The sequence below is a fragment of the Paenibacillus sp. FSL R5-0527 genome (assembly GCF_038008055.1).
Lineage (GTDB): Bacteria > Bacillota > Bacilli > Paenibacillales > Paenibacillaceae > Fontibacillus > Fontibacillus macerans.
This window is the reverse complement of the sequence record NZ_JBBOYI010000001.1, coordinates 5,689,270-5,711,554: the sequence shown is the minus strand read 5'-3', so window position 1 is coordinate 5,711,554 and position 22,285 is coordinate 5,689,270. Positions and strand designations below refer to the sequence as shown.

Genomic DNA, 22,285 nt, shown 5'->3' with positions numbered 1-22,285 from the left:
ATATTTCTTTCCACGGTCGTTTACCGGGCCCTCCCTGTTAAGCGCTGATTATTAGGTTGAGCCTTATTTTTTTGGTTTATTTTTCGCCTCTCCTCAGCTAGGTTTCCCCTCCCCTTTCGTATAAAATCATTCTCCTTTTTGTCGTTAATATCCGTAGCCTATGAAAATTGCCTGTACAAGCGTTGATGAAACCATCCTCTATATTAATATTGGATGAACCCACAGCATCATTAGACGTGATAGGAGAACACTCATCGTTTTGTTAATACCCGGTAAGTAGATAACATTATTGTTATGGATTCTGGACAAATAATAGAATTTGGGGCGCATACAGAGTTGCTTGGAAAGGGAGGGGTTTACGCTCGTTTATATCATATGCAGGCAAATTCATATGAAGTTTCTGTTTGAGAAACTTCACAAAAAAGACACATACTATTTCATTTTTTTTTCACCTAAAACAGTTATACATGATGGAGGGGGGGACGTGGTTGGACGAGAGTGAATGGATTAGGCGTATCCAGCAGGGGGAAACCCAATATCTGACGCAGCTGATTGAGCTCTACTATACTGACATTCAGAAATATTGTTACTGGCGGATAAGGAATGAGGAAGAGTCGAAGGATTTGACACAAGAAACCTTTTATCGTTTTTGTCGACACATTGAAGGTTACAGAAATACAGGAAAATGCCGCGCTTACTTATACACGATCGCTCGCCATCTTTGCAATGATCATCTACGGAAGCGGCCGTCCCTATCTTGGGAGGAAGCAGCGGAGGAGGCGGAAAGGAAAGTCTTGCAGCAAAGCATCTCAATAGAGGATCAGGTAGAAAGGAGGCAACTGGTTCATGAGTTGCTCCATTTGTTGCCTGAAGAGCAACGGGAACTGGTGTTCATGCGGTTTTGCTTGGATTTGACCTTCCGTGATATTGCTCGCATAACAGGAGTGAATGTTTGTATGGTGCAATATCGGGTTAAACGTGGTTTGACTGTACTAAGGCAGTACTGGGAAAGGAGTGAATCCGTTGGACAAGGAGTCGCGAAATACCATCATCGCCGCCCTGCAGAACTACCCCTCACCCCTCGTTGACAAGCAGAAGCTGGAGGAAACCGTCAAAGGGGCGAGAGAGATACTGCACCGAACACAGGCGGCCCGCAGAACATCCTTTTCAGAGTTCTATATGACCCAGATTCGCTTCATCAGCTGGAAGGTGTGGGTTGTGCAGTTGTTTATTGTACTTGGGACGGCTCTGATGTTACAGCATTCTCTTCACAAACCGAAGGAAAATATCCAACTTATCATGCTGGTCTCTATTGCTGCACCGTTACTGGTGACAGCGGGTATACAGACGCTAACTCGTTCGTTAAGCTGCCGTATGCTGGAGATCGAATTAAGTACGCGCCATCTTCTGGAGAAGCTAATATTGGTTCGCATGAGTTTGTTGGGAATAGCGGATCTGATAGGTCTGGCAGTGCTGGCCATATTATTGAGCGCCTACATGGAGGTAGAAATCAGCATCATTCTGCTCTATTTGCTTGTGCCCTTCAATTTGACCTGTCTTGGTTGCTTATGGCTGTTGAATAGGGTTCGCACCCCGAGCTGCGGGTATTACTGTTTGATTTACTGCGGTCTTGTGGCACTAGTACAAACAATACTAGCACTTAATCCCTCCCTCGGAATGTTTGAAACATCGGCAATCGGAGTATGGCTGGCATTGCTGCTGCTTACAGTCACAGGAATTACTTTCGAGGTACGCGGAGTACGCAAGGCCTGTCGGAGTATAGAAACTGCGTTGAGAATCGTTGTGTAAAATTATGGTTTTATAGTTATAAATCAGTGTGGAGGGGCGCTCAATGATGGAACTAACCTTGAATCAGGTAAGTAAGCAATTTTCCGCTAAAAAAGCGGTGAACGATATTTCGGTTCGCCTGTCCAGCGGTGTGTATGGTCTGCTTGGGGCTAACGGCGCGGGAAAAACAACGTTGATGCGGATGATCTGCGGAATACTCAATCCGACATCGGGAACGATTCAGATGAACGGCCAGGATATTGCCCGCATGGGGGAGCGTTATCGTGATCTGCTGGGCTATTTGCCGCAGGACTTCGGTTATTACCCTGATTTCAGCGCGGAGGAGTTCCTGTGGTATGTAGGTTCGTTGAAGGGACTGACGCTATCGGCGGCGAAGGGGAAAACTCGTGAATTGCTGCGCACAGTTGCTCTGGAGGAAGTGGCCCGTAAGAAAATCCGGACCTTTTCCGGAGGCATGAAGCAAAGGCTGGGCATTGCCCAAGCGATGCTTAACGATCCCCGTGTGTTGGTGCTGGACGAGCCAACGGCGGGACTTGACCCCAAGGAGCGGGTACGGTTTCGCAATTTGATTGCCGATTTGGCCAAAGATAAAATCGTTATTCTTTCAACGCATATTGTGTCGGATGTGGAGTACATAGCCGACCAAATTATGGTGATGAAGCAAGGAGGGCTGTTGATGACCGGTACGGTGGCCCAACTGACTACTACCATGGAAGGTTGTGTATGGTCCTGCCAAGTTTCGGCCAGAGAGGCGGAGGAATGGAATGCCCGCTATTGTGTAAGCAATCTGCGGCATGAAGGGAATCAGGTGGAGTTGCGCATCGTGTCCCCGGTAAAGCCCTCCCAGGATGCAGTATCGGTTGCGCCGACGTTGGAAGATTTGTATTTGTACCATTTTCAAGATGAAACGGCTGTAACAGCCGGTGAAGAAAAATAGGGGGACCACTTATGGATGCGTTGACCCGATTTGAACTGCGGAAGATCACCCGCCGGAAATCATTTTATGCAGGGATTGCGATTTTGGTAGTAATGATCCCACTTTTGACAATTGTGTTAATTACGAATACCCAGATAACAGGTAAGGATGGGAAATACTTATACGGAATACCAGCTATCCGATTATTAAGGGAGTACAACCGTCAGCTTGCCGGACCGTTAACCGTGAAAAAAGTAGCGGATACGGTTGAACGGCACCAAAAAGTGATGCGTGATCCGAAAAACCTTGATAAGAAAGGAGAGATGACCATTGAATCCCATGCCAAATATGAAGTTAAAAATAATCAGATTTATACCTTGATTAGTTTTGCTTTTTCTCCTTTGAATGAGTACGATTTTTATATTATCGACAGATTGAAGCCAAGTGATGCAAAGGAATTTTATCAAAAGCGGATGGAAAAAGTTAATCAGTATTTGAATGGTGATTATTCCTATGGAAATTATTCAGCGAAGGAGAAAGCTTTTTTTATAAAGATGAATGAAAGCATTCCGATTCCCTTTCAATTGGATTATGTTACCGGTTGGGAAAATGTGTTTGAAAATCTGCCGAATCTCTTCTTAATCATTGCTTTTGTGATTGCGATTTGTCTCGCTCCCGTGTTTGCTGGTGAATACCAGAGCGGGGCTGACTCGATCATCCTATCCACCCGCTATGGCCGCAATAAGGTGATCGCCGCCAAATTAAAAGCCAGTTTCCTGGTGTCCCTGGGACTGATCGTCTTTGCGGTGGCGGCCTATACGCTCTTGCTATTGGGGATCTATGGATTTGATGGCGGAAACGCAAGTATACAGATAATTGAGCTCTTGGCGCCTGTCCCCTATACGGTTTTCCAATCATATTTATGGGCGGTCCTCATTGGCAGTCTGGCCTGTCTGCTTGTGGGAGCGGTGACGCTGTGGTTGTCGAGCCGGATGAGGGGCCCCTTTCCCGTTATCATTGTTATCGGAATTTTTCTGATCGGTCCGTTGTTCATTCCGGCCAGCAAAAGCAGCCGCCTGTTTAATCATTTAATGAATTTGTTTCCGGAAAATATGATGGACGGGTTTAAAAAACTAACCGATTATGAAGTGTACCATATTTTTGGTCAAATGATTTTGGAGTATAAAGTCATGACAGGGTTTGCAGTAGCCGTTATAGCGTTGCTGGTGCCTCTTTCTTATCGGGCATTCCAAAAACATCAGGTGGTTTGACGGCGAGTTATGGTGCCGCAATTATGCAAAACATCAAAAAGATCATCCTCCACATGTTAGTTATCGCTGAGGCTCAGAAATCACTCTTTGAGGTATCTGTGTAATTTTATAGTTGTGATGCAGCGAAATCCCCAATATCGTTCGGATTGGTAAATAAGCCCAATAATTCAGTTGGGAGGGGATGGATTACCCTATGAAAAAGCCGTAATATGAAGGATAAATGGATATTATCGAGTACAACGGGGAGCTGGTTGAATTATCACATAGTGAAGGGAGGAACGAAATGCGGGTAAAAGCTAGCATATTGATCATGTTATTTTTCTTAACTGGCTGTTTCGCAGAAAGTACAGAGACCCCGCCGGGCAATAAGCCAGACCCTGTTACGATAAAGCTGACGCCCGTTGAATTGTTCAAGGGGGACGCAGCCAAGTTTCAGCTTTTCCTCGGCTCGATGTCCGGTGCTTTTAAATTAACGTATGAAGGAAAAAAGCCTAATGCCAGCTTGGATATAGACATCTGGAAAGACGGGCGGAAAGCGGATTCCGCAGGTTTTATCGGGGATTTGTTTCACAGTACGGAAGAGTCGAAGAGTGGTCACGAAGTCGAAGTCATCATATCCATAGACACGGTATCATTGGAAGGTAGGGATGATTACAGTACAATTAAAGTCTGTACCGTTGATCAACAGGGATCAAGCCTGTCTACCTTTACAATCCCGTGGGAAAAAGGGCTGAAAGCAAGAGGTTTGATAAAGAGTGCCGAACCGTTTTCGTTTACCACCGATCAGCCTGTATATGTGTTTGGCATGCACGCCACAAGCTCCAACGAGATCATTATGGCGGACCTTTCTCCGGAATCATTAAGCCGGACCGAATGGGCGCTTGTGTTCACTTTACGGTTTGCGGAGTAGATAAGGGAGATACCAAATTATAACTACCCGCTAAAGACACCCGGACGGAAAAGGGTGTATACTATTGGGGGTTGCTTGGCGTAAATTTGTGCCTTTTGTGTATCAAGCAGGGGAACACTGACGATTCGCCATCCGGGTCATTCTTAAAGGTAAAGGAACGAAAGGGGAAGAGATTTAAGATGAAAAAAAGGTTGGTTGTTTTGTTTCAAGGGGATTCCATTACCGACGGCAATCGGGACCGCGGAACCGACCTCAATCATATTTTGGGCCATGGCTACGCCTACATCATCGCCGCCAAACTGGGGAACGAATATGCTCATCTCCAGCCTTCTTTTATCAACCGGGGGATCAGTGGAAACCGGGTATCCGACTTATACGCGAGATGGAACGAGGATGCGATCAGCCTGAAGCCGGATGTTGTTAGCCTGCTCATCGGGGTCAATGACGCCTGGTTCACCGTGAACGATCAGCCGGGCGGGTTTACGGACCGGTTTGAACGCGCTTACCGTCATCTGTTGCAGGAGACGAAAGAGGTTTTGCCGGACGCCAAGCTTGTTCTCTGCGAGCCTTTCATCTTGAAAACGAGCGCAACGGCGGAGAAGTGGGCGTTGTGGTGGGAGATCATCTCCCGCTACCAGCAAATCGTGCTCCGTTTGGCGAAAGAGTTCGGCGCCGTGCATGTTCCGCTTCAGGCGGCATTTGAGGAAGCCGCCCAAAAGGCAGATGCGGAATACTGGCTATGGGACGGCATGCACCCGACCGCAGCCGGCCACGATCTGCTCGCGAAGCAATGGCTTGCGGCCGCGGAAAACGGCAGGGTGTGGGAGTAGGCATTTATTAGTATCATACAGGGTTCTATTAACGGAGGAGTATGCGTTTATGGAACCTTTTCTTGTGCTCTGATCTTATTCCGTGTGAAACAGCCCCTGTGCTTCCCGGGGAGCGCAGAGGCTGTTTTTGCGTGTAGCTGCAAAGCTCTGTTACTTGGATGCTTTATATTTCTCCAAATACTCCTTGACCTTTGCCGCATCGGCGACGAGCTCGTTGCCGGTTTTGACCAGCGGGCTGACGGTGGAGACGGCTTTGAGCTTGTTGTTGTTGTAGAAGGCGAGAATTTCGTCCTGGTTGATGGAATACAGCACCGCTTTGCGCAGGTCTTCGCTTTTGGCTACGTCCCGGCCCTTCGTATTAAAGAGCAGATAGCTTACGGCGTTGCTTTCGATCGTTTGCAGCTTCAGCTTGCCGTCGCCCTTCACGATATCGTATTTCGTTTCCGGCACTCCGTAATAGAGGTGGATTTCGCTGTTGCGCAGCGCGGAAAGCGCGCTGTCCGGATCGGCGATGAAGCGCACTTTCACCGTGGAAATTTTAGGCTCGTCTTTGGAGCCTTTGCGATAACCGGGATTTTTGTAAAAGATCGCTTCGTAATCATTTTTGGATGACAAAATATAAGGGCCGCTGGTATACAAAGTGTTGTTGTACTGGCTGCCTTCCGTGACCGTGTTTTGGTCGCCGTACGGAATGTCCTTGTTGACATCGAAGGTGGCCACGTCATACGTATTAATGCTTTCCACCTGCTTTTTGGACACGATGCCGGCGGATTGATGGGCCAGGTAGTTTAAAACTTGCGGGAAAGGCTCGGTTGTGGTCAATTTGACCACCTGGTATTTGCCCGCTTTGTTGTCGGCTTGGGTTTTATCGGCGACGAGCTCTTTAATTTTCGTATCCACCCCCGCTTCCAAAGCCTCCTTGACGGTTCCGCCGCCGCCGGCTTGCTTGATTCCCTCCAGGGAGGCGATGTTCGTGACGATTTCCACGCTTTTAATATGCTCATGCAGGCTGTACGTCCGATGATCCGGCACCGAGTTTTTGTCCTTGGCCCGGTTCAGGGAGAAGACGACGTCGTCGGCGCCCACGCGTTCGCCCGTATCTACGGCTTGTTTATTTTCAATCTTGGCGAAATGGATATCGTCCCGGAGCAGGAAATAGTATTCCGAGTTGCCTTCGGCGATGCTGTGGTTGTAGGACAACGAGCCGTCCGAGGTGATTTTGTCGTCATCCGTAAGATTGATTAAGCGGACGTACATATTGGTATTGAGCTGATTGATCGAGCCGTCGTTGCCTTTGATCGGGTCGAGCGAAGTCAGCACGGAAGCCGATTGGGTAAGCAGCAGCGGCTCTTTGTCCCGCTTGGACGTGTCGTTGAAGTCGATGCTTTCCCAGGCCAAAGCGCGGGATTTGGACAGTCTGACGGTATCGGGATTCAGGATGTCTTTGTTGACTGCTTGGCTTTTCAACGAGATATAAAGCGGTGCGATATAGGCTTTGTCGAACACGAGGCGCTGCTCCAGTTGCTTGTACGTTTCCTTGTATTGCTCCGGCGTTTCCGTCGCGGCCCGATCGATCAGCTTGTCGATTTCCGGATCGTCCAAAATACTGTAATCTCCGCCCGTCTTGAACAGCGATCTGACCGCGTAATCGGGATTGCCCGTCACCGTCGTCCAGCTGGAATGGGCGATATCAAAATTCCCCGCGTCCTCCTGGGCCTTAAAGCTGCCGTAGTCCGGCTGAATGTTCAGCTTAACGTTGAATCCGTTTTTGGTAAGCTGGTCGCGGACGATGTTCAGATCCGATTCATTGATGCTCATCCCCAGAAGTTCGATATCGACGGGCGTCTGGTCCGTTACTTTCTCCGTTTCGGTTTCCGTCTTCGGCTCGGTGTTCGTGGCCACGTCCGATTTGGTTTTGACCGTGCAGCCGCCGGCGATAAGGACAAAAGCAAGCGGCAGGATAAACCATGCATGTTTTTTCATAATGACTCCTCCCATAAATAAAAAATGTTTCAGCAGTTAAGGCTAGCCGAGCTTTGGATCCAGGGCGTCCCTGAGGCCGTCGCCGAGAAAGTTAAAGGACAACACGAGCAGGATGATCGCCAGTCCGGGAAATACGGCCAGGTAAGAATGGGTTTCCAAGTAGGCGCTGCCCAACTTTAAAATATTGCCCCATTCCGGAATATGCGGCTCCACCCCGAGACCGAGAAAGCTGAGGCTGCTCGTGGAAATGACCGCGCTGCCGATCATTAAGGTGGATTTGACGATCATCGGCGCGAGCGATCCCGGCACGATATGCCTGAAAATGATAGCGGCGTTCGAAGTCCCCAAGGCCCGGGCGGCATCGACAAATTCAAAGGTGGACACCAGCAGTACGTTGGCCCGCATCGTTCTGGCGTAAGTGGGGATCGCGCCCACACTCAGCGCCAGGATCAAATTCACCGTATTGGCGCCGAACGCGGCGATAATCGCAATCGCCAGCAGAATTCCGGGGATGGCGTAAAGAATATCCAGCGCCCGCATGATGATATTGTCGGTGTGCCGTCCGTAATATCCCGATATCGCCCCCAGCGCGCCGCCGATCAGAACCGGAATCGCGGTGGAGAGGAAGCCGACCGCCAGGGAAATCCGGGCGCCGAACACAATGCGCGAGAACAAGCATCTGCCGAAGTTATCCGTCCCAAGCGGGTAGGCAAGGCTTGGCGGCTGAAGAATCGCCCCGTAATTGTTTTCCGTGGCCATCGCGTAATCAAACGTAAAGTAGCTGCAAATGGACAGCGAAAACAAAAAGATGATAAAAAACAGGCCAAGCATGGAGGCGGCGCTTGCGGTCAGCTTCTCCCACACGTCCTCCCATCTGGAGGCCGAAGGATTGTCGCGGTTAAGGATTTTAACGAGCAGATTCACGCCCAGCAGTAAAGCGAACAGGTTGCCGGTAACGGAGGTCAAAATCAGCAGACACGCTACCCAAGCCAGCCATGGAGCCGGCTTTCGGCCGCCGGCATACTTGGCGGCGAGCAGCAGGGCGACGAGGTGAAACAGGGCGATAAACAGCAAACCGGACATTGCCGGCAGAAACGTGTCCGAGACATAGGGCTTGAACAGATTTAACGCCGACAGCGCCATCACGAACAAACCGGTCAGCAAAGCGTATACCGCCAGCGTGTACTCCGGGCTGCGCCGTTGTTTGTTTTTGTTCATATCTTAATTGCACCCGCTTTTAATAGTGTTTCATCTTCGTCCGGATACGAGGATCGAAGAAAGCGTAAAAAATATCGACGACCATGTTCACCAGGGATATGGTAATCGCGGTATAGACGACCCCGCCGATGATGCTGGGGATGTCGGGGATAAATTGCTTGTCCACGATGTAGCTCCCGATCCCGCTGATGTTGAACACCTTTTCCGTGACGGCCGAACCGCCCAGCATCCCGCCAAATTGCAGGCCGATGACGGTAATGATCGGAATCATCGCGTTGCGCAACGCATGTTTCAGCAATACCTGGCGTTTGCTGAGCCCCTTGGCCTTGGCGGTAAGAATATAGTCTTCATGGATGACCTCCAAGGTGGACGACCTGGTCATTCTGGCCACGGCCGCCGTCAGCCCGGTCCCCAAAACGACGGTCGGCATGATGAAGGACAGCGCATTCTGCGGATTAAAGGTGGCGGGCAGCCAATGCAGCTTGATCGAAAAGTTCAGGATGAAGATGAGCCCCTGCCAAAAGTTTGGTATCGACAAGCCGATCAACGCGATGAACATAAACGTATAATCCCACAGCGAATTTCGTTTGACGGCGGATATGATCCCTACCGGAATGGCAATCAGGATCGCCAGCATCAGCGAAATAACGGTTAATACCAGCGTAATCGGGAACTTGCGGGCGATGGTGGCCGTGACTTGTTCATTGCCCGAAAACGATTTGCCCAGATCGAACGAGGCGATGCCTTTGATCGTGTTCCACAATTGGACGAAATAGGATTGGTCGAGCCCGTATATTTTGTTGAATTGGGCGATTTGCTCCTCCGTCGCGGTTTCGCCGAGAATGTTGGCGGCGGGATTCATCGGCGAGAGATACAGGATTGTAAATACGAGGATGGACACGCCCATGATCACGAACAGGCTCATCACCAATCGCTCAAACACGTACTTCAAGTAAGGATGGGTATAAAGGAAGATCAAAGCATACATCGGCAATCCGGGAAGGAACGTCAGCGCCAAAAACAGCGGCTGTTGAACCAGGGCTTGAAAAGTGCCGGCGAAGCTGGTTTTTTGCAGCCGGCCTTGCGCCAGCTTTCGTTCGGCTTCATCTACGGCCGCCTCATGGAAGCGGGCTTCGGCTTCTTTTTCCGTTTGGCGCTTTTGTTTCCCGTCCGCAACCGGTTGTCCGAAAAATAACTGCTTACGCCGCAATTCCTCGGCAATTTCCGCTTTCAGCTTCTCTTTATAGCCGGATTCCAGAAGCTCCTTCCTGGCAGCGGCCAGCAGTGAGCCGTAAGCGTCTTGCCTTTTGCGAAATATGTATATCAATAGAACAACGAGATGGACCGGGGCCCCTAATAACCAGATGAAGTAACGATAAGCGGGATTTATGACCATTTTGCCGTAAGTGATGCTGATCGTTTTTCTGATGGACAGGGTCTCCAGTTGCTCTCTTGTCGCCGGTGCGGCTTGCATGGTTCCACCTCCTTGCGTTTTAAATTGAATTATTCCGATTGATATAGTATATATTAGGTAAGCTTGTTTTTGATGTCAATGATTGATTTTTATGATTTAAACTGGAAGGTGTTGCGGAAAATGGAATCCATATTGCGGGTCAACAATCTCTCGGTTACTTTTCGGACGCGCGATCAGGAGGTGCAAGCCGTGCGCGGGGTCAGCTTCGAGGTGGGAAAAGGAGAGACGCTGGGCATTGTCGGCGAATCCGGCAGCGGGAAAAGCGTCACCGCCCGTTCCGTCATGCGGCTGCTGGCTTCCCCTCCTTCATACGTACAAGAAGGGGATGTTATTTTTCTGGGGAACAATCTGGCCGATTACTCGGAAAAAGAGATGGAAAGCATTCGCGGCCGCGACATGGGCATGATCTTTCAGGACCCGATGACCTCGTTGAATCCGACGCTCAAAATCGGCGAGCAAATTTCCGAAAGCCTGATCAAGCACCGGAAATTGTCCCGCAAGGAAGCGAAGGAAGAAGCGATCGAATTGCTGAAGCTGGCAGGCATACGTCATAGCGAGCTGCGGTATGAACAGTATCCCCATGAGTTCTCCGGGGGGATGCGCCAGCGCGTGATGATCGCCCTCGCCCTCGCCTGCCGTCCCGCGCTGCTTATCGCCGATGAACCTACGACGGCGCTGGATGTCACTATTCAGGCGCAAATTTTAAGTTTGATGAAAACGATGCAGGAGCGGTTCGGGACCTCGATTATTTTGATTACGCATGATTTGGGCGTTGTGGCCGGGATGTGCGATCGGGTCGTGGTGATGAAGGACGGCGAGATTGTGGAAAGCGGAACGGTGGAAGAAATTTTCGCCCAGCCGCGCCATCCGTATACCCTGAAGCTGCTGAACGCGCTGCCGCGCCTTGGCGAGAAGAAGAAGCCGAAGCCGGCCCCGCTCGTATCCGCGGGGGCGGGCAGCGCCCTGCCTTTGCTTGAGGTTAAATCTTTGAAGCAATATTTTGACTTGGGCAAAGGGACGATTTTAAAAGCGGTTGACGACATTAGCTTTCAGATCCAGGAAGGGGAAACGCTTGGCGTGGTCGGGGAATCGGGGAGCGGCAAGTCGACGACCGGACGGGCCATCCTGCGCTTGCATCAGCCGACGGGCGGGAATGTGTACTACCAGGGAATTCCGGTTAACCGGTTGTCTCCCGCCGAAATGAAAACGATGCGCCGTTATATGCAAATGATTTTTCAGGACCCTTATGCCTCGCTCAGTCCCCGGCTGAAAGTAGAAGATATTATCGGGGAGGCCCTCGATGTTCACCGGCTGGCGGGCAGCCGGGCCGAACGGAGGAAAAGGGTAGGGGAACTGCTGGATATGGTTGGGCTTGATCCCGCTTTTGCCCGGCGTTATCCTCATGAGTTCTCCGGGGGGCAGCGGCAAAGAATCGGGATTGCCCGCGCCTTGGCGGTGGAACCCAAGTTTATCGTTTGCGATGAGCCGCTTTCCGCGCTTGACGTGTCTATTCAAGCCCAGGTGGTCAAGCTGTTGGAGGAGCTACAGCAGCGGTTGGGCCTGACTTATTTATTTATCGCCCACGATCTTTCGATGGTTAAGCATATCAGCGACCGCGTGGCGGTGATGTATATGGGCAAAATCGTGGAGCTGGCCGAAAGCGAGGAGCTGTATGCCAATCCGCAGCACGAATATACGAAATCGCTTTTGGCCGCCATTCCGGTGCCGGACCCGAAGCTCGAAGCCCGCAAAAAGCGGGAGCTTGCCGATGACCCTGCGGAAACGGTTAAATACGATGTCGAGCATTCCAAGCTCGTTGAGGTGTCCGAGGGGCATTGGGTGGCGTTGTCCGGCTAAAGGAACTGACTAACAAATGAGCCTGCGCAATCGCAGGCTCGTATGATATAATTCAGCTTGTACAACTGAACTTGGGTTGGGAAAGTATTGCCTCCAGATCGGAGGTGATGCGTATGAAATTTTCGTTTTCGGAAGTGCTCATGCTTGGAATGTTTATCCTCGCATTGCTCACCTATCTGAACAAACGAAAATAACCCGCCCAGGTTAGCGCTAGGGGAACGGGTCATTTTCAGCTTGAACTGGAGGTTTCCCACCCAAGTGTTTGTACCGGGGAGGCTGTGGCGCAGCCTCCTTGTTTCTATTGTTATCTTAGCATATCGAATCTTATACCTCAATTGCACTTCACAAATTTGTTCAAACCCTAATGAGCTTTAACTTATTAATCGCCAATGCTATTCCATTGATAACCAAGAAAATAGCCAAAATAATGAATAGCTTCATGTCCGTTGCAAAATGGGCATATAACTTTCGTTCCACCATACCCGTGGCGCTGAATGAGTATGCATCCTACGTGAAACGGTCGATATTGCTGGAGCAGCCTGGTTCATCCGCTTCGCTTGCGGTAGTGCGTCTGGACGGCGGCGGTGGTTACATGCCGGTACCGTTTAAGGCGAACGGGCGGCAGATCGATATCTACAGCCAGGCGAATGGGACTTATCTGGTGACCTAGAATGCGACCACGTTCCGGGATATTGCCTCCCACTGGTCCAAGGCGGACGTCGAATCCCTGGCTGCCAAGATGATCGCTACCGGGCGCACGCAGCAAACCTACGTGCCGGATGCTCCGGTCACGCGGGCCGAATTTGCGGCGCTGATCGTGAGAGCTTTGGGGCTAGCCGATTCGGCTGCGGCGAGCTCCTTCAGGGATGTAGCGGCGTCCGACTGGCACGCCGGTCCAATCCAGGCGGCGGTAAAGGCCGGCATCGTGGGCGGATATGCGGACGGCATGTTTAGACCGGATCGGACGATCACGCGCGCAGAGATGGCCGTGATGGTATTCAAGGCGCTTGAATACGCTGGATACCAGCGCGGCAGCGCTCCGCAAGCCGCTTTCGCCGACGGGGCCGAGATCGATGCTTGGGCCGAAGAAGCGGTTCAGGTCTTGAGCGGGCTTGATATCGTAAACGGCGACAGCCGCAAGCGGTTCGCGCCGAAGTCGAACACCACAAGAGGCGAGAGCGCCGCCGTGCTCAATCGGATGATACGGGAACTGACGTTTGAGAAGTAAGGGATAAGCCGGGCACTTGCCCGGCTTTTTTGCTTCACTGGCAGCGATGGGATGTAAAATTCCTCCTGTAATTAAGAACTGCGAATCCTCAATTTCGCATTGTGCCGAAAATAAAAAAATGCCCATGCGGGTATATTTCGGCACGAAAACAACATTGCTTTCCGATCCTGATCGGTGGTATAGTTTACTTATAACTATGGAACGAAAAAGTGAAGCACACTTGCTGGCGTCTTTGGGACGCTATGGCGGTGTGCTTTTTTGTTGCGAAATTGCCCCATTACTGGGAAAGGAAGGATTACACATGAGTGCTTTTGAACTAGCGGTAAAAGAAGAGAAAGCAAGATGGCCGGAAGGCAGGCCATTCACTCCGCATGATGAAGCGTTCAAGAAGCTATTGCAAACCTTTTTTGCGGAGTTTATCGAACTGTTCTTTCCTGAACTGGACAAGCTCCTCGATCATCGCCATACTCGATTTTTGATGCAGGAGCTGCTTGTGGATATCGTTGGCGGGGAAAAGCGGACGCTGGATCTGCTGCTGGAGACGAGATATTTGGAGTTGGATACCTACATACTGATCCACATCGAGCCGCAATCCTACCGGGAGAACGACTTCCATGAGCGAATGTTCATCTATTTCAGCCGTTTGTTTGAGCGGCATCGGAAGGAATATAAACTCATTATTCCCATTGCCGTCTTTACGGCGGACGAGGTCAGGGAGGAGAAAAATACGCTGGAGATGAGCACGCCGCAGCAGCCGATTTTGCGGTTTGAATTTATGAAGGTGGTGCTGCGGAAGCAACCCTGGCGGCAATTTATCGATTCCGGCAATCCGGTGGCTGCTGCGCTGCTGGCGAAAATGGGCTATACTAAGGGAGAAGAGCGAGAAATACGCCTGGCGTATTTACGGATGATTTTACGGCTGCAAGGAAAGCTGGATGATGCGCGAATGGCCCTGATCATGTCGGTGGCGGATCAGTATTTCAATACCGATCCCGAGCAGGACAAGCGGTTGCTAGAAGAGTTGAAGGAACAATACCCGGAGGAAGGTGAATCTATTATGAAACTGATGCCCGCGTGGAGTCGTTTGGGATACGAGGAAGGTTTGAAAGAAGGTATGGAGGAAGGTATAGAGAAAGGGATTGAACAAGGGATAGCCGTGGGCATGGAAAAGGCAGCGCTTAATATGCTTCGCGAGGGAATGGATATATCGCTGGTGGTTAAGGTTACGGGGTTGTCTGAAGAGCAGGTAGTGAAGTTGAAGAAAACAAGCCATATAAAATGAACCAAACGGAAATAGACCGTTCCGCTCAAGGTAACGGTCTATTTCTGTTTGCAATCAAGGGTTCTGATGACCGAAAGGCAAGCTGCTGGTGTATTAATTCCATTGAAAATGGAACAACTCCTAATCGCCTTTACCGCCACGAGAAAAATTTAAATAGTTATTATGCCCATTATTCAGTATAATTTTGTATGAATGCTTACGAAGAATGAACCCTTCAGAGAGGATTAACGATCTAATGAATGTAGCAGCAAATAAACCAGCAAAAACAAACCGGCGTTCCAAATCGTCTCCGCCGCCCGTCCGTATCTTTTCGCTTGGCGGCATCGGCGAAATCGGCAAAAACATGTACGGCATCGAATATAGGGATGAAATCGTCCTGATTGACGCCGGCCTTAAATTTCCGGATTCCCGGCTTTCGGGCATCGACTGCATTATTCCGGATATTCGTTATTTGATTGATAACAAACATAAAATGAAAGGGCTTTTTTTGACGCATGGTCATGAAGACCATATCGGGGCCATTCCCTTTGTGCTTCGCCAGCTGCAGATTCCGATTTACGGCGGGCCGCTGACGATTGGCCTAGTCAAGGCGAAATTGGAAGAGTACCGGCTGCAGGGCGAGGCGGAGTTGCATGTTTTTCATGAGGATGATCGCTTTAAGTTTAACCATTTGGCCGTGCATTTTTTCCGGACGACGCACAGTATTCCCGATGCGTTTGGCATCGTGGTTGATACGCCTTACGGCTCCGTCGTGCACACGGGGGATTTTAAGTTCGACTTTACGCCGGAGGACCGTCCGGCCGATCTGTTCAAAATGGCCAGCGTCGGCGGGGAAGGCGTGCTGGCGCTGCTGGCCGACAGCACCAACAGCGAGAAGGAAGGGTTCACTCCTTCCGAACGCCGCGTCGGCGACGCGATTCTGGATTCGTTCCGCGGCTGCAAAGGGCGGATTTTGTTCGCCACGTTTGCGTCCAACGTCCATCGGCTTCAGCAGGTCGTGGAGGCGGCGGCGCTGTGCAACCGGAAGATTGTCGTCATCGGCCGCAGCATGGAGAAAGTATTTGCCATCGGACAGGAACTGGGGTATATTCGCGTACCGGAAGGCATGCTGGTTGATGTGAAGCATATCGACCGGTTTGAGGACCGGCAGATTTTGATCGTATGCACGGGCAGCCAAGGCGAACCCAATGCTGCCTTAAGCCGGATCGCCTCGGGCGCTCATCGCCATGTGCAGGTTTATCCCGGGGACACGGTGATTTATTCTTCATCCCCAATTCCGGGTAATGCGCCGAACATCAACCGGAGCATCGACGCGCTGCTGCGGGCCGGGGCACATGTCATTTACGGCTCGATTTTCGATATCCATACGTCCGGTCATGGCAACCGGGAAGATTTGAAGCTGATGCTTAGCTTTATCCGGCCGAAATATTTCATTCCGATTCACGGCGAATACCGCATGCTGCTAAACCATCGCAATTTGGCGCTGCAGACGGGCATTCCCGAGGACCGCGTGTTTATCCTGAACATCGGCGACACGCTGTCGGTGTTCCGCAACCGGGCCAAACGGGGTAAAACGATCCCGTCCGGCGAAGTGTTCATCAGCAACGGAGAGATGCGCACCTTCGAAGACGAACTGCTGGTCGAGCGGATGGAATTGGCTCAGGAAGGTATCGTGATCGTGGTCATGACGGTGGACCGGAACACAAGGCAGATTTTGGCGGGACCCGACATCGTGACGCGCGGTTTCGTCTATATGCAGGATGCCAGACCACTGTTGCGGCGGGCTGAGGCACAGCTGAAGCGGAGCCTGAACCGGATGCGCGACAAGGAATATGACCGCAAAGCCTGGCTGCGTGCGACTCAGCAGGTGATGCGGAGGTATTTTATGAAAGAGGTTGGCCGAACGCCGCATATCATGCCTTCCATTTTGGAGGTATAAAATCCAGGTTGACAGGAGCTTCCCGAATCAGGGAGGTTCTTTTTTTAAATCGACCCCTGATTCATAGTTTCGTATAATGTGTAAAAATATGGGGCGGGAGGGCGAGAGGGGATGACGAATATATCCACTATACGTTCGATAATCAGCAGCCAGTTGGATTCCATTAAAAACCGAGTTTTTTTGAAGGATTCAGAGCGGAGCGCGAACTGGTCGTGTACTACGGCCAAAGCTTTTTGCTTAAAGGATCGGCGCGGGAGCACCAGGGCAAATACGGCGAAGCGCTGGATTGCGTTGACGGCTATGAGGATCTAAGCTGGTTCGAGGGCTTAAACGACACCGGCCGGGCAGAGGTGGCGAAGTTTAAAATCTGGGCCAAAGCGAACAGGTACAATTTGGAGGTATTGAACGGCAACGAAGCGATTCTCCCGGAATACGTGGCGTTCCTAAAAAAACATCCGCATGAAATTCTCCCTAGCTTGCGGATCATCGTCGAAGCGGCGAATATGAACAACTTTTCGATAGACGATGTATTAAAAGAGTTTCCCGTTAATACGAATTTATATAACCGGTCCGGTAATTACTATGTTCCGCTGGTCAACAAGGATCGTTATCTCGATTTGATTTATCAGCTGGCGATTTACCATTTTCGCCGCAAAGAGATCGCCGCCGGGCTGGAGAAGTTGTTATATGCCTTAGGTTATGCGATTTCCCTCAACAATAAGGAGCATTTCTTCAAGATGGTTCCTTGGTTTGAGCAGCATAGGGGACAGGCTTCGGCTCAGCAGCTGAAAGATTATGAAACATTGATGGGAGTGGTGTTAAAAGATGCGGAAATGGGTTCTGGCCTTCGCGTTGGTGATTAGTTTGGGCGCCGGCATCGTTGGGCTTACGCCTCCATCCGGCGGAACCACGGTTTGGGAGAATGGGGTGGGGGGTAATATTTCCCTTGGAAAAACATAACTGAGTTATAGAACATTTTAGGTCGATCCATTTGGGGTTAACTCTTGCCCCAGCATGGTTCGGCTTTATTATTGGGTTTTAAGCTGGTAGTGGAACTATGGTGTTATTTGTATCACATAAGCATGTTTTTATGACATATAAAAAATACTTTGGGGAAAAGTGATAATTTAGTTATAGCGTTTCACATATTTAATAGGTCAGGTGTCAATTCATGTACGATATGAGACAGGTAGTAGTCATTGATACGGGAATTGATATGAACAATCGTAATTTAAACAAGCATATCATAGGAGGAACCGGGTTTAGCTGTTCAAATCAGCAAATCCTCGAAGATCATCTCTATCAAGACGACAATGGTCATGGAACGATGTGCGCGGATACGATCTTGCAAGTTTATAATGAAGCTCAGTTTTATGTGATTAAAATAGCGAATTCGGAAGGGAAAACCAGCACTTCTCTTTTGCAGAGAGCTTTACTTAAATGTCTTTCGCTAAATATCAAGTACATTTGTGTAAGCTTGGCAGTTACGACTGCGGCGTACCGTCAGGAACTGTTTGATATTACAAGACAGTTAGTAGACCAAAATAAATTCGTTTTTGTGTCTGTAAAAAATGATAGCCGAAGCAGTTATCCCGCTAGTTTGCCTTCTGTAATCGGTGTAGCGGGACAAGCACTCCTCTCCAACGAATTATTTTCTTTTTCTGCCAGTAAAGCAATTCAGGCGGTATTTGATGATTCTCCTTTATTTGTATATACGCTTGCCAACAGGTTTGCTTTTTTTAAAGGGACTTCCAAAGCAAACGCACTCTGTGTCGGAATGAGCTTAAAGTTAATTCACGGTGTTAAAGGGAACTGCGAACGGAATTATAGGACCGATTAAAGCTGTGACCAACTACGTTGCAGGCTGGAAACAGGCGAAAGTGTCCATCGACAGAGTAGAGTTAATTATGAACGCCGAAGAGGTGGACTAACCATGAATTTAGAATTCGGAAATAAAAGTTAACTATGCATCTGAGTTTTACTATTTAGAATTGTCTATACTTTTTAAATGATCCTAAGACCCATTCTAAGATTAAAATCCGCCTGTCCACCAAGCGCCACAATCATTATTTCCACTAGGAGCACAATCATGATTACAATCATCCGGGTCGCAAATAGCTTGGATTGACATGTCAAATTCTTCTGCTTCTAAAAGTTCTAATTTTTCCATTTTACACACTCCCTTTAATTTAATGAATATATCAGATGCATAGTTAACTAAAAACAGCATAAAATCAAAATCCTATAAAAAAATATAATTGTAATAAAAAGCGGTTTTTCTGTAATAGCTAACTAACTTTATTCTGCCAGCCGGAGCTGCTCCACAATACTTCGTTTGTTGTTCGAAGAATAGGCCGCTAATGGAATGAGGCAGCCGAGAGCAAACAATATAGGCAATACAGCTAGTACAGGCCAAATAACAAAATGGTAGCTAAAAAACCACATCATGTCACTGATAGGTCTTACAATAAATATTGAAGATATGATGGCTAACAGGATAGAGAGCAAGCTTGTGCCAACTGCATAATAAAGTCCTTCAAAAGCCAGCATGCTGCGTAATTGCCGTTTGGTCATACCGATACTTTGCAACATGGCCAATTCCTGCTGCCGGGTGATAATGCTGGTTAAAATTGCATTTATAAAATTCAGAATACCTATCAGACCAATGATCAGGCTAAGCGTGCCGCCAATCATCCTCACCGTGGTTTGCATTCCCGATACTTCATTTAATACGGTAAATTTGGACCGATAGTCCATTAACGGTTCTGTTATCTTGGTGTAACTTTTCAAGAAGTTTTCCATATTCGTTTCTTCGTTGGAAGATACATTAAAGGCATAACTCATCACCGTTTGTTTCCTTGTTAATGTCTTGTAGATATCTGCCGGGAGATAAAAGCTATAGTCCATTGCCCTGTTATCAGAATTGGAGTATTCTTTCATAGCAACGTGACCAAGTACTGTAAAGTTAAAGGTTTTATAACCTTGGTCTAGTGGAGCTTCCTTGGTTCCCATAAATTTATGAAGCGAAACTTTTTCAGCTACTTTGTATTTCACTCGTTCCCATTTTGGTTTGCCATAGTCATCGAGATCAACTCCCTCCAAAATGTACCTGCCTGAAGCTAATTTGTTGAAATCAAGTTCACCGTCAATGATTTGCAGATAGCCCAGACACAATTTTTCAAGTCCGTATACCTGAGCAATGTAGTTGCCGTAAGCATCAACTCCATCGGTCATTTCTGCAGTGGGCTTTGATTTATCAACCGTCAATACTTCTCGACCGCCATACAACCGGCAGCCTTCTTCAAAACCCCGTTGATCTTGAACCTCTTGAATAAACCTTTCGGAAGTTCCGTTTTCTTGCCCCACAAACTTCTGTTTAAACAAATCCGCATGTCCAATCAGAAAGTCCGTGTCGCCGAACTTGGACGACAAATACTTATTTATATCTATACTTTCCGAGAGGGCAAACGCGGTGTTCAAGAGTACAGGGCTTAAGGACAAACTGATAACGACCAGAAGAGTACGTTTTTTACTTCGTCCCAGATTGGCCCAGGCCATGCTGCGCATACTTACTCCGCGCGTATATTTTTTCGGTATGGCCTTGTTCCCGGGACTTCTGTCTACATATCTCGTCGCTGCGACCGGTGACACGCTTGAGGCCATCTTGCCCGGCTTATGGGTACTAATAAACACCGTTATAAGTGTAAACAGCGCGGCCAATATAAAAATCCATGGACTCGGAGATACCGATGCTTTCGTACCGGCTACGATCGTGTTGTTGATAATCAGTGGAACAAGCGACTTTCCCACCATATACCCGAAGATTAAGCCAAGGGGGATGCCGAGAACCGACAGGAGTAAGGCTTGTCGGCGAATAATCTGGCGGATCTGTCTGCCGCTGGTGCCGATCGTCTTCAGGAGGCCGTAAAAACGGATATCCCGTATCACCGAGATTTGAAAAATGTTATAAATAATCAAATATCCGGTAAACATGATCAGCAGCAGCATTAAAATGAGCGCAAATATGAGTCCAGGATCCGTATTACCGAAATTGGCTGCAAGGTACGCCCAATTCACATTACTCTCGACATAGTTTGCAGCATCTTCATCTAGGGAAAATCCGCTTTCGGTGATCACTTTATTGAGTTTGTTTCGTAAATCAAGACTATTGCTGAACATGATATAGGGGTGAATGGTACCCGTATTGAATTTATCTTTCTTATACGTACTTTGCAATTCAGCGTGATGCGCATCCAGATAGGCTTTGGAGGCGTAGATTTGTCCCGCATTAAACATCGGGTCACTCTTCCACCAACCAGATAGGATAAGCTGGCGTTCAACCTGTTTTCCGCGAATGTCAAGCTGCAGGGTTAAAGGCGCGCCAACCTTTAAGGGAACCTTTAGCAACTGCAACGTCTCGGTATCAGCGATCACTTCATTTTCGGCTATAGGCTTATGACCACCAGCCAGCTTAATGAATCCGAGCTTTAACGCTGCATCATCGTAATACCAAAACTCCGTTTGGCGTTTTAGAAATTCCTTGTTCATAACACCGTCGCACAAGAGACGTCTATACGCGATTTCTTTGATCAAAGGGTGATCCTTAACCTTCGCGAATACCTCATCATCGATATATTTGAGTATAGCATGACCATCCCCGCCAGCCTGCCGCAGCGTGGTCCGCTGCATGCTGTCCACAGCGCCTAGCCCCATGGTGTATAACGCCGTAAATAACAACGAAGTAAGAGCTATCGCTAAGATGGCGATGAGATTTCTCGTTTTATTGACTTTATAGCTTTTATCTGCCAGCTTACGGATGACTTTTTTATTTTTTACTTTGATCATCCGGCCGCACCGCCAATCAATTTACCGTCCTCAATGCGAATGATGCGGTCTGACATTTGGGCGATTTCCTCGTTGTGGGTAATCATCACTATCGTTTGGCGAAACTGTTGGCTGGACACCTTAATAAGGCCCATGACATCCATGCTGGTCTTGCTGTCCAGGTTCCCGGTAGGCTCGTCGGCTAAAATAATAGCAGGCTTTGCCGCCAGCGCCCTGGCAATAGCTACGCGCTGTTGCTGTCCTCCGGAAAGATTGTTCGGCAAATTGTTTAGTTTATTCTCAAGTCCCAGCGTATTTACAATTTTGTCCAAATAACCTTTATCCGCTTGTTTCCCGTCCAATTCAATAGGGAGTACAATATTTTCGTACACATTCAAGACAGGCACCAGATTATAATTTTGAAAGACGAATCCGATCTTTCGTCTGCGGAAAATGGTCAACTCTTCATCTTTAAGCGAAAAGATGTTCTTGCCGTCCACTTTGACGTTTCCGCTTGTCGGCCGGTCCAGACCACCCAGCATATGCAGCAAAGTAGATTTGCCGCTGCCGGACGTGCCGACGATGGCGACAAATTCCCCATGTTCCACCTCGAGGTTCACACCGTCCAAAGCATGAACGGCAGTCTCATCACTACCATAAAATTTCTTCAGATTATCGGTTTCTAATATCTTCATCGGCTCTCTTCCAAATAATAAGGTCTGTATTGTGGTCATCAGCTACAAT

The 22,285-nt window shown here is 48.9% G+C and carries 18 protein-coding genes and 1 pseudogene; 13 read left to right on the top strand and 6 right to left on the bottom strand.

Annotation, left to right across the window (positions count from 1 at the left end; all coding sequences use genetic code 11):
* The first annotated feature begins 488 nt into the window (after window positions 1–488).
* The 6 genes from NYE69_RS25400 to NYE69_RS25375 all read left to right on the top strand — a co-directional run bounded on the left by NYE69_RS25400 (window position 489) and on the right by NYE69_RS25375 (window position 5,736).
* The gene (locus NYE69_RS25400; protein WP_340928468.1) at window positions 489–1,088 is read left to right on the top strand and encodes an RNA polymerase sigma factor; all 600 of its coding nucleotides are present in this window, start codon (window positions 489–491) and stop codon (window positions 1,086–1,088) included.
* Complete coding sequence (locus tag NYE69_RS25395; RefSeq protein WP_340928466.1) at window positions 1,024–1,809, top strand: hypothetical protein; 786 nt, start codon at window positions 1,024–1,026, stop codon at window positions 1,807–1,809. The genes NYE69_RS25400 and NYE69_RS25395 overlap by 65 nt, the downstream gene beginning before the upstream one ends.
* Window positions 1,810–1,852: 43 nt before the next feature.
* Window positions 1,853–2,746, top strand: a complete 894-nt coding sequence (locus tag NYE69_RS25390) for an ABC transporter ATP-binding protein (protein WP_445744791.1) — start codon at window positions 1,853–1,855, stop codon at window positions 2,744–2,746.
* A gap of 11 nt (window positions 2,747–2,757) precedes the next feature.
* A complete protein-coding gene (locus NYE69_RS25385) occupies window positions 2,758–3,996 on the top strand; it encodes an ABC transporter permease subunit (RefSeq protein ID WP_340928465.1) in 1,239 nt (412 codons plus the stop codon).
* A gap of 283 nt (window positions 3,997–4,279) precedes the next feature.
* A complete protein-coding gene (locus NYE69_RS25380) occupies window positions 4,280–4,906 on the top strand; it encodes a hypothetical protein (RefSeq protein WP_340928463.1) in 627 nt (208 codons plus the stop codon).
* A gap of 179 nt (window positions 4,907–5,085) precedes the next feature.
* Window positions 5,086–5,736 (top strand): SGNH/GDSL hydrolase family protein, encoded by a 651-nt coding sequence (locus NYE69_RS25375; protein WP_340928462.1) that lies wholly within the window; start codon window positions 5,086–5,088, stop codon window positions 5,734–5,736.
* A 150-nt stretch (window positions 5,737–5,886) separates the two neighbouring features.
* Here the strand turns inward: NYE69_RS25375 and NYE69_RS25370 are convergent, their stop codons facing one another.
* From NYE69_RS25370 to NYE69_RS25360, 3 genes and pseudogenes are all read right to left on the bottom strand, one after another.
* Window positions 5,887–7,719, bottom strand: coding sequence for an ABC transporter substrate-binding protein (locus NYE69_RS25370; protein ID WP_340928460.1), 1,833 nt, complete (start codon window positions 7,717–7,719; stop codon window positions 5,887–5,889).
* A gap of 42 nt (window positions 7,720–7,761) precedes the next feature.
* A pseudogene (locus NYE69_RS25365) lies at window positions 7,762–8,910 on the bottom strand (ABC transporter permease); the annotation flags it as partial.
* A gap of 46 nt (window positions 8,911–8,956) precedes the next feature.
* Window positions 8,957–10,411 (bottom strand): ABC transporter permease, encoded by a 1,455-nt coding sequence (locus tag NYE69_RS25360; protein WP_340928457.1) that lies wholly within the window; start codon window positions 10,409–10,411, stop codon window positions 8,957–8,959.
* Window positions 10,412–10,531: 120 nt separating this feature from the next.
* On the opposite strand from NYE69_RS25360, the gene NYE69_RS25355 reads away from it, so the two are divergent.
* The 7 genes from NYE69_RS25355 (at window position 10,532) to NYE69_RS25325 (ending at window position 18,557) form a co-directional block, all read left to right on the top strand.
* On the top strand, window positions 10,532–12,268 hold the full coding sequence (locus NYE69_RS25355) for an ABC transporter ATP-binding protein (RefSeq protein ID WP_340928456.1): 1,737 nt from the start codon (window positions 10,532–10,534) through the stop codon (window positions 12,266–12,268).
* Window positions 12,269–12,779: 511 nt separating this feature from the next.
* Window positions 12,780–12,938 carry a hypothetical protein gene (locus NYE69_RS25350; protein WP_340928455.1) on the top strand — a complete coding sequence of 53 codons (159 nt, stop codon included), beginning with the start codon at window positions 12,780–12,782 and terminating at the stop codon, window positions 12,936–12,938.
* Window positions 12,939–12,959: 21 nt separating this feature from the next.
* Entirely contained in the window at window positions 12,960–13,496 is a 537-nt protein-coding gene (locus NYE69_RS25345) for an S-layer homology domain-containing protein (RefSeq protein WP_340930526.1), read from the top strand.
* 301 nt (window positions 13,497–13,797) lie between these two features.
* Window positions 13,798–14,778, top strand: a complete 981-nt coding sequence (locus NYE69_RS25340) for an Rpn family recombination-promoting nuclease/putative transposase (RefSeq protein ID WP_340928454.1) — start codon at window positions 13,798–13,800, stop codon at window positions 14,776–14,778.
* A gap of 235 nt (window positions 14,779–15,013) precedes the next feature.
* Complete coding sequence (locus NYE69_RS25335; protein ID WP_316560717.1) at window positions 15,014–16,717, top strand: ribonuclease J; 1,704 nt, start codon at window positions 15,014–15,016, stop codon at window positions 16,715–16,717.
* A gap of 212 nt (window positions 16,718–16,929) precedes the next feature.
* Window positions 16,930–17,580 (top strand): hypothetical protein, encoded by a 651-nt coding sequence (locus NYE69_RS25330; protein ID WP_340928452.1) that lies wholly within the window; start codon window positions 16,930–16,932, stop codon window positions 17,578–17,580.
* Window positions 17,581–17,888: 308 nt separating this feature from the next.
* Window positions 17,889–18,557 carry a S8 family peptidase gene (locus NYE69_RS25325; protein WP_340928451.1) on the top strand — a complete coding sequence of 223 codons (669 nt, stop codon included), beginning with the start codon at window positions 17,889–17,891 and terminating at the stop codon, window positions 18,555–18,557.
* A 192-nt stretch (window positions 18,558–18,749) separates the two neighbouring features.
* On the opposite strand, the gene NYE69_RS25320 is transcribed toward NYE69_RS25325, so the two are convergent.
* The 3 genes from NYE69_RS25320 to NYE69_RS25310 form a co-directional block, all read right to left on the bottom strand.
* A complete protein-coding gene (locus NYE69_RS25320; RefSeq protein WP_340928450.1) occupies window positions 18,750–18,887 on the bottom strand; it encodes a hypothetical protein in 138 nt (45 codons plus the stop codon).
* Window positions 18,888–19,015: 128 nt separating this feature from the next.
* Entirely contained in the window at window positions 19,016–21,562 is a 2,547-nt protein-coding gene (locus tag NYE69_RS25315) for an ABC transporter permease (RefSeq protein WP_340928449.1), read from the bottom strand.
* Window positions 21,559–22,236 (bottom strand): ABC transporter ATP-binding protein, encoded by a 678-nt coding sequence (locus NYE69_RS25310; RefSeq protein WP_340928447.1) that lies wholly within the window; start codon window positions 22,234–22,236, stop codon window positions 21,559–21,561. The genes NYE69_RS25315 and NYE69_RS25310 overlap by 4 nt, the downstream gene beginning before the upstream one ends.
* Window positions 22,237–22,285: the final 49 nt, after the last annotated feature.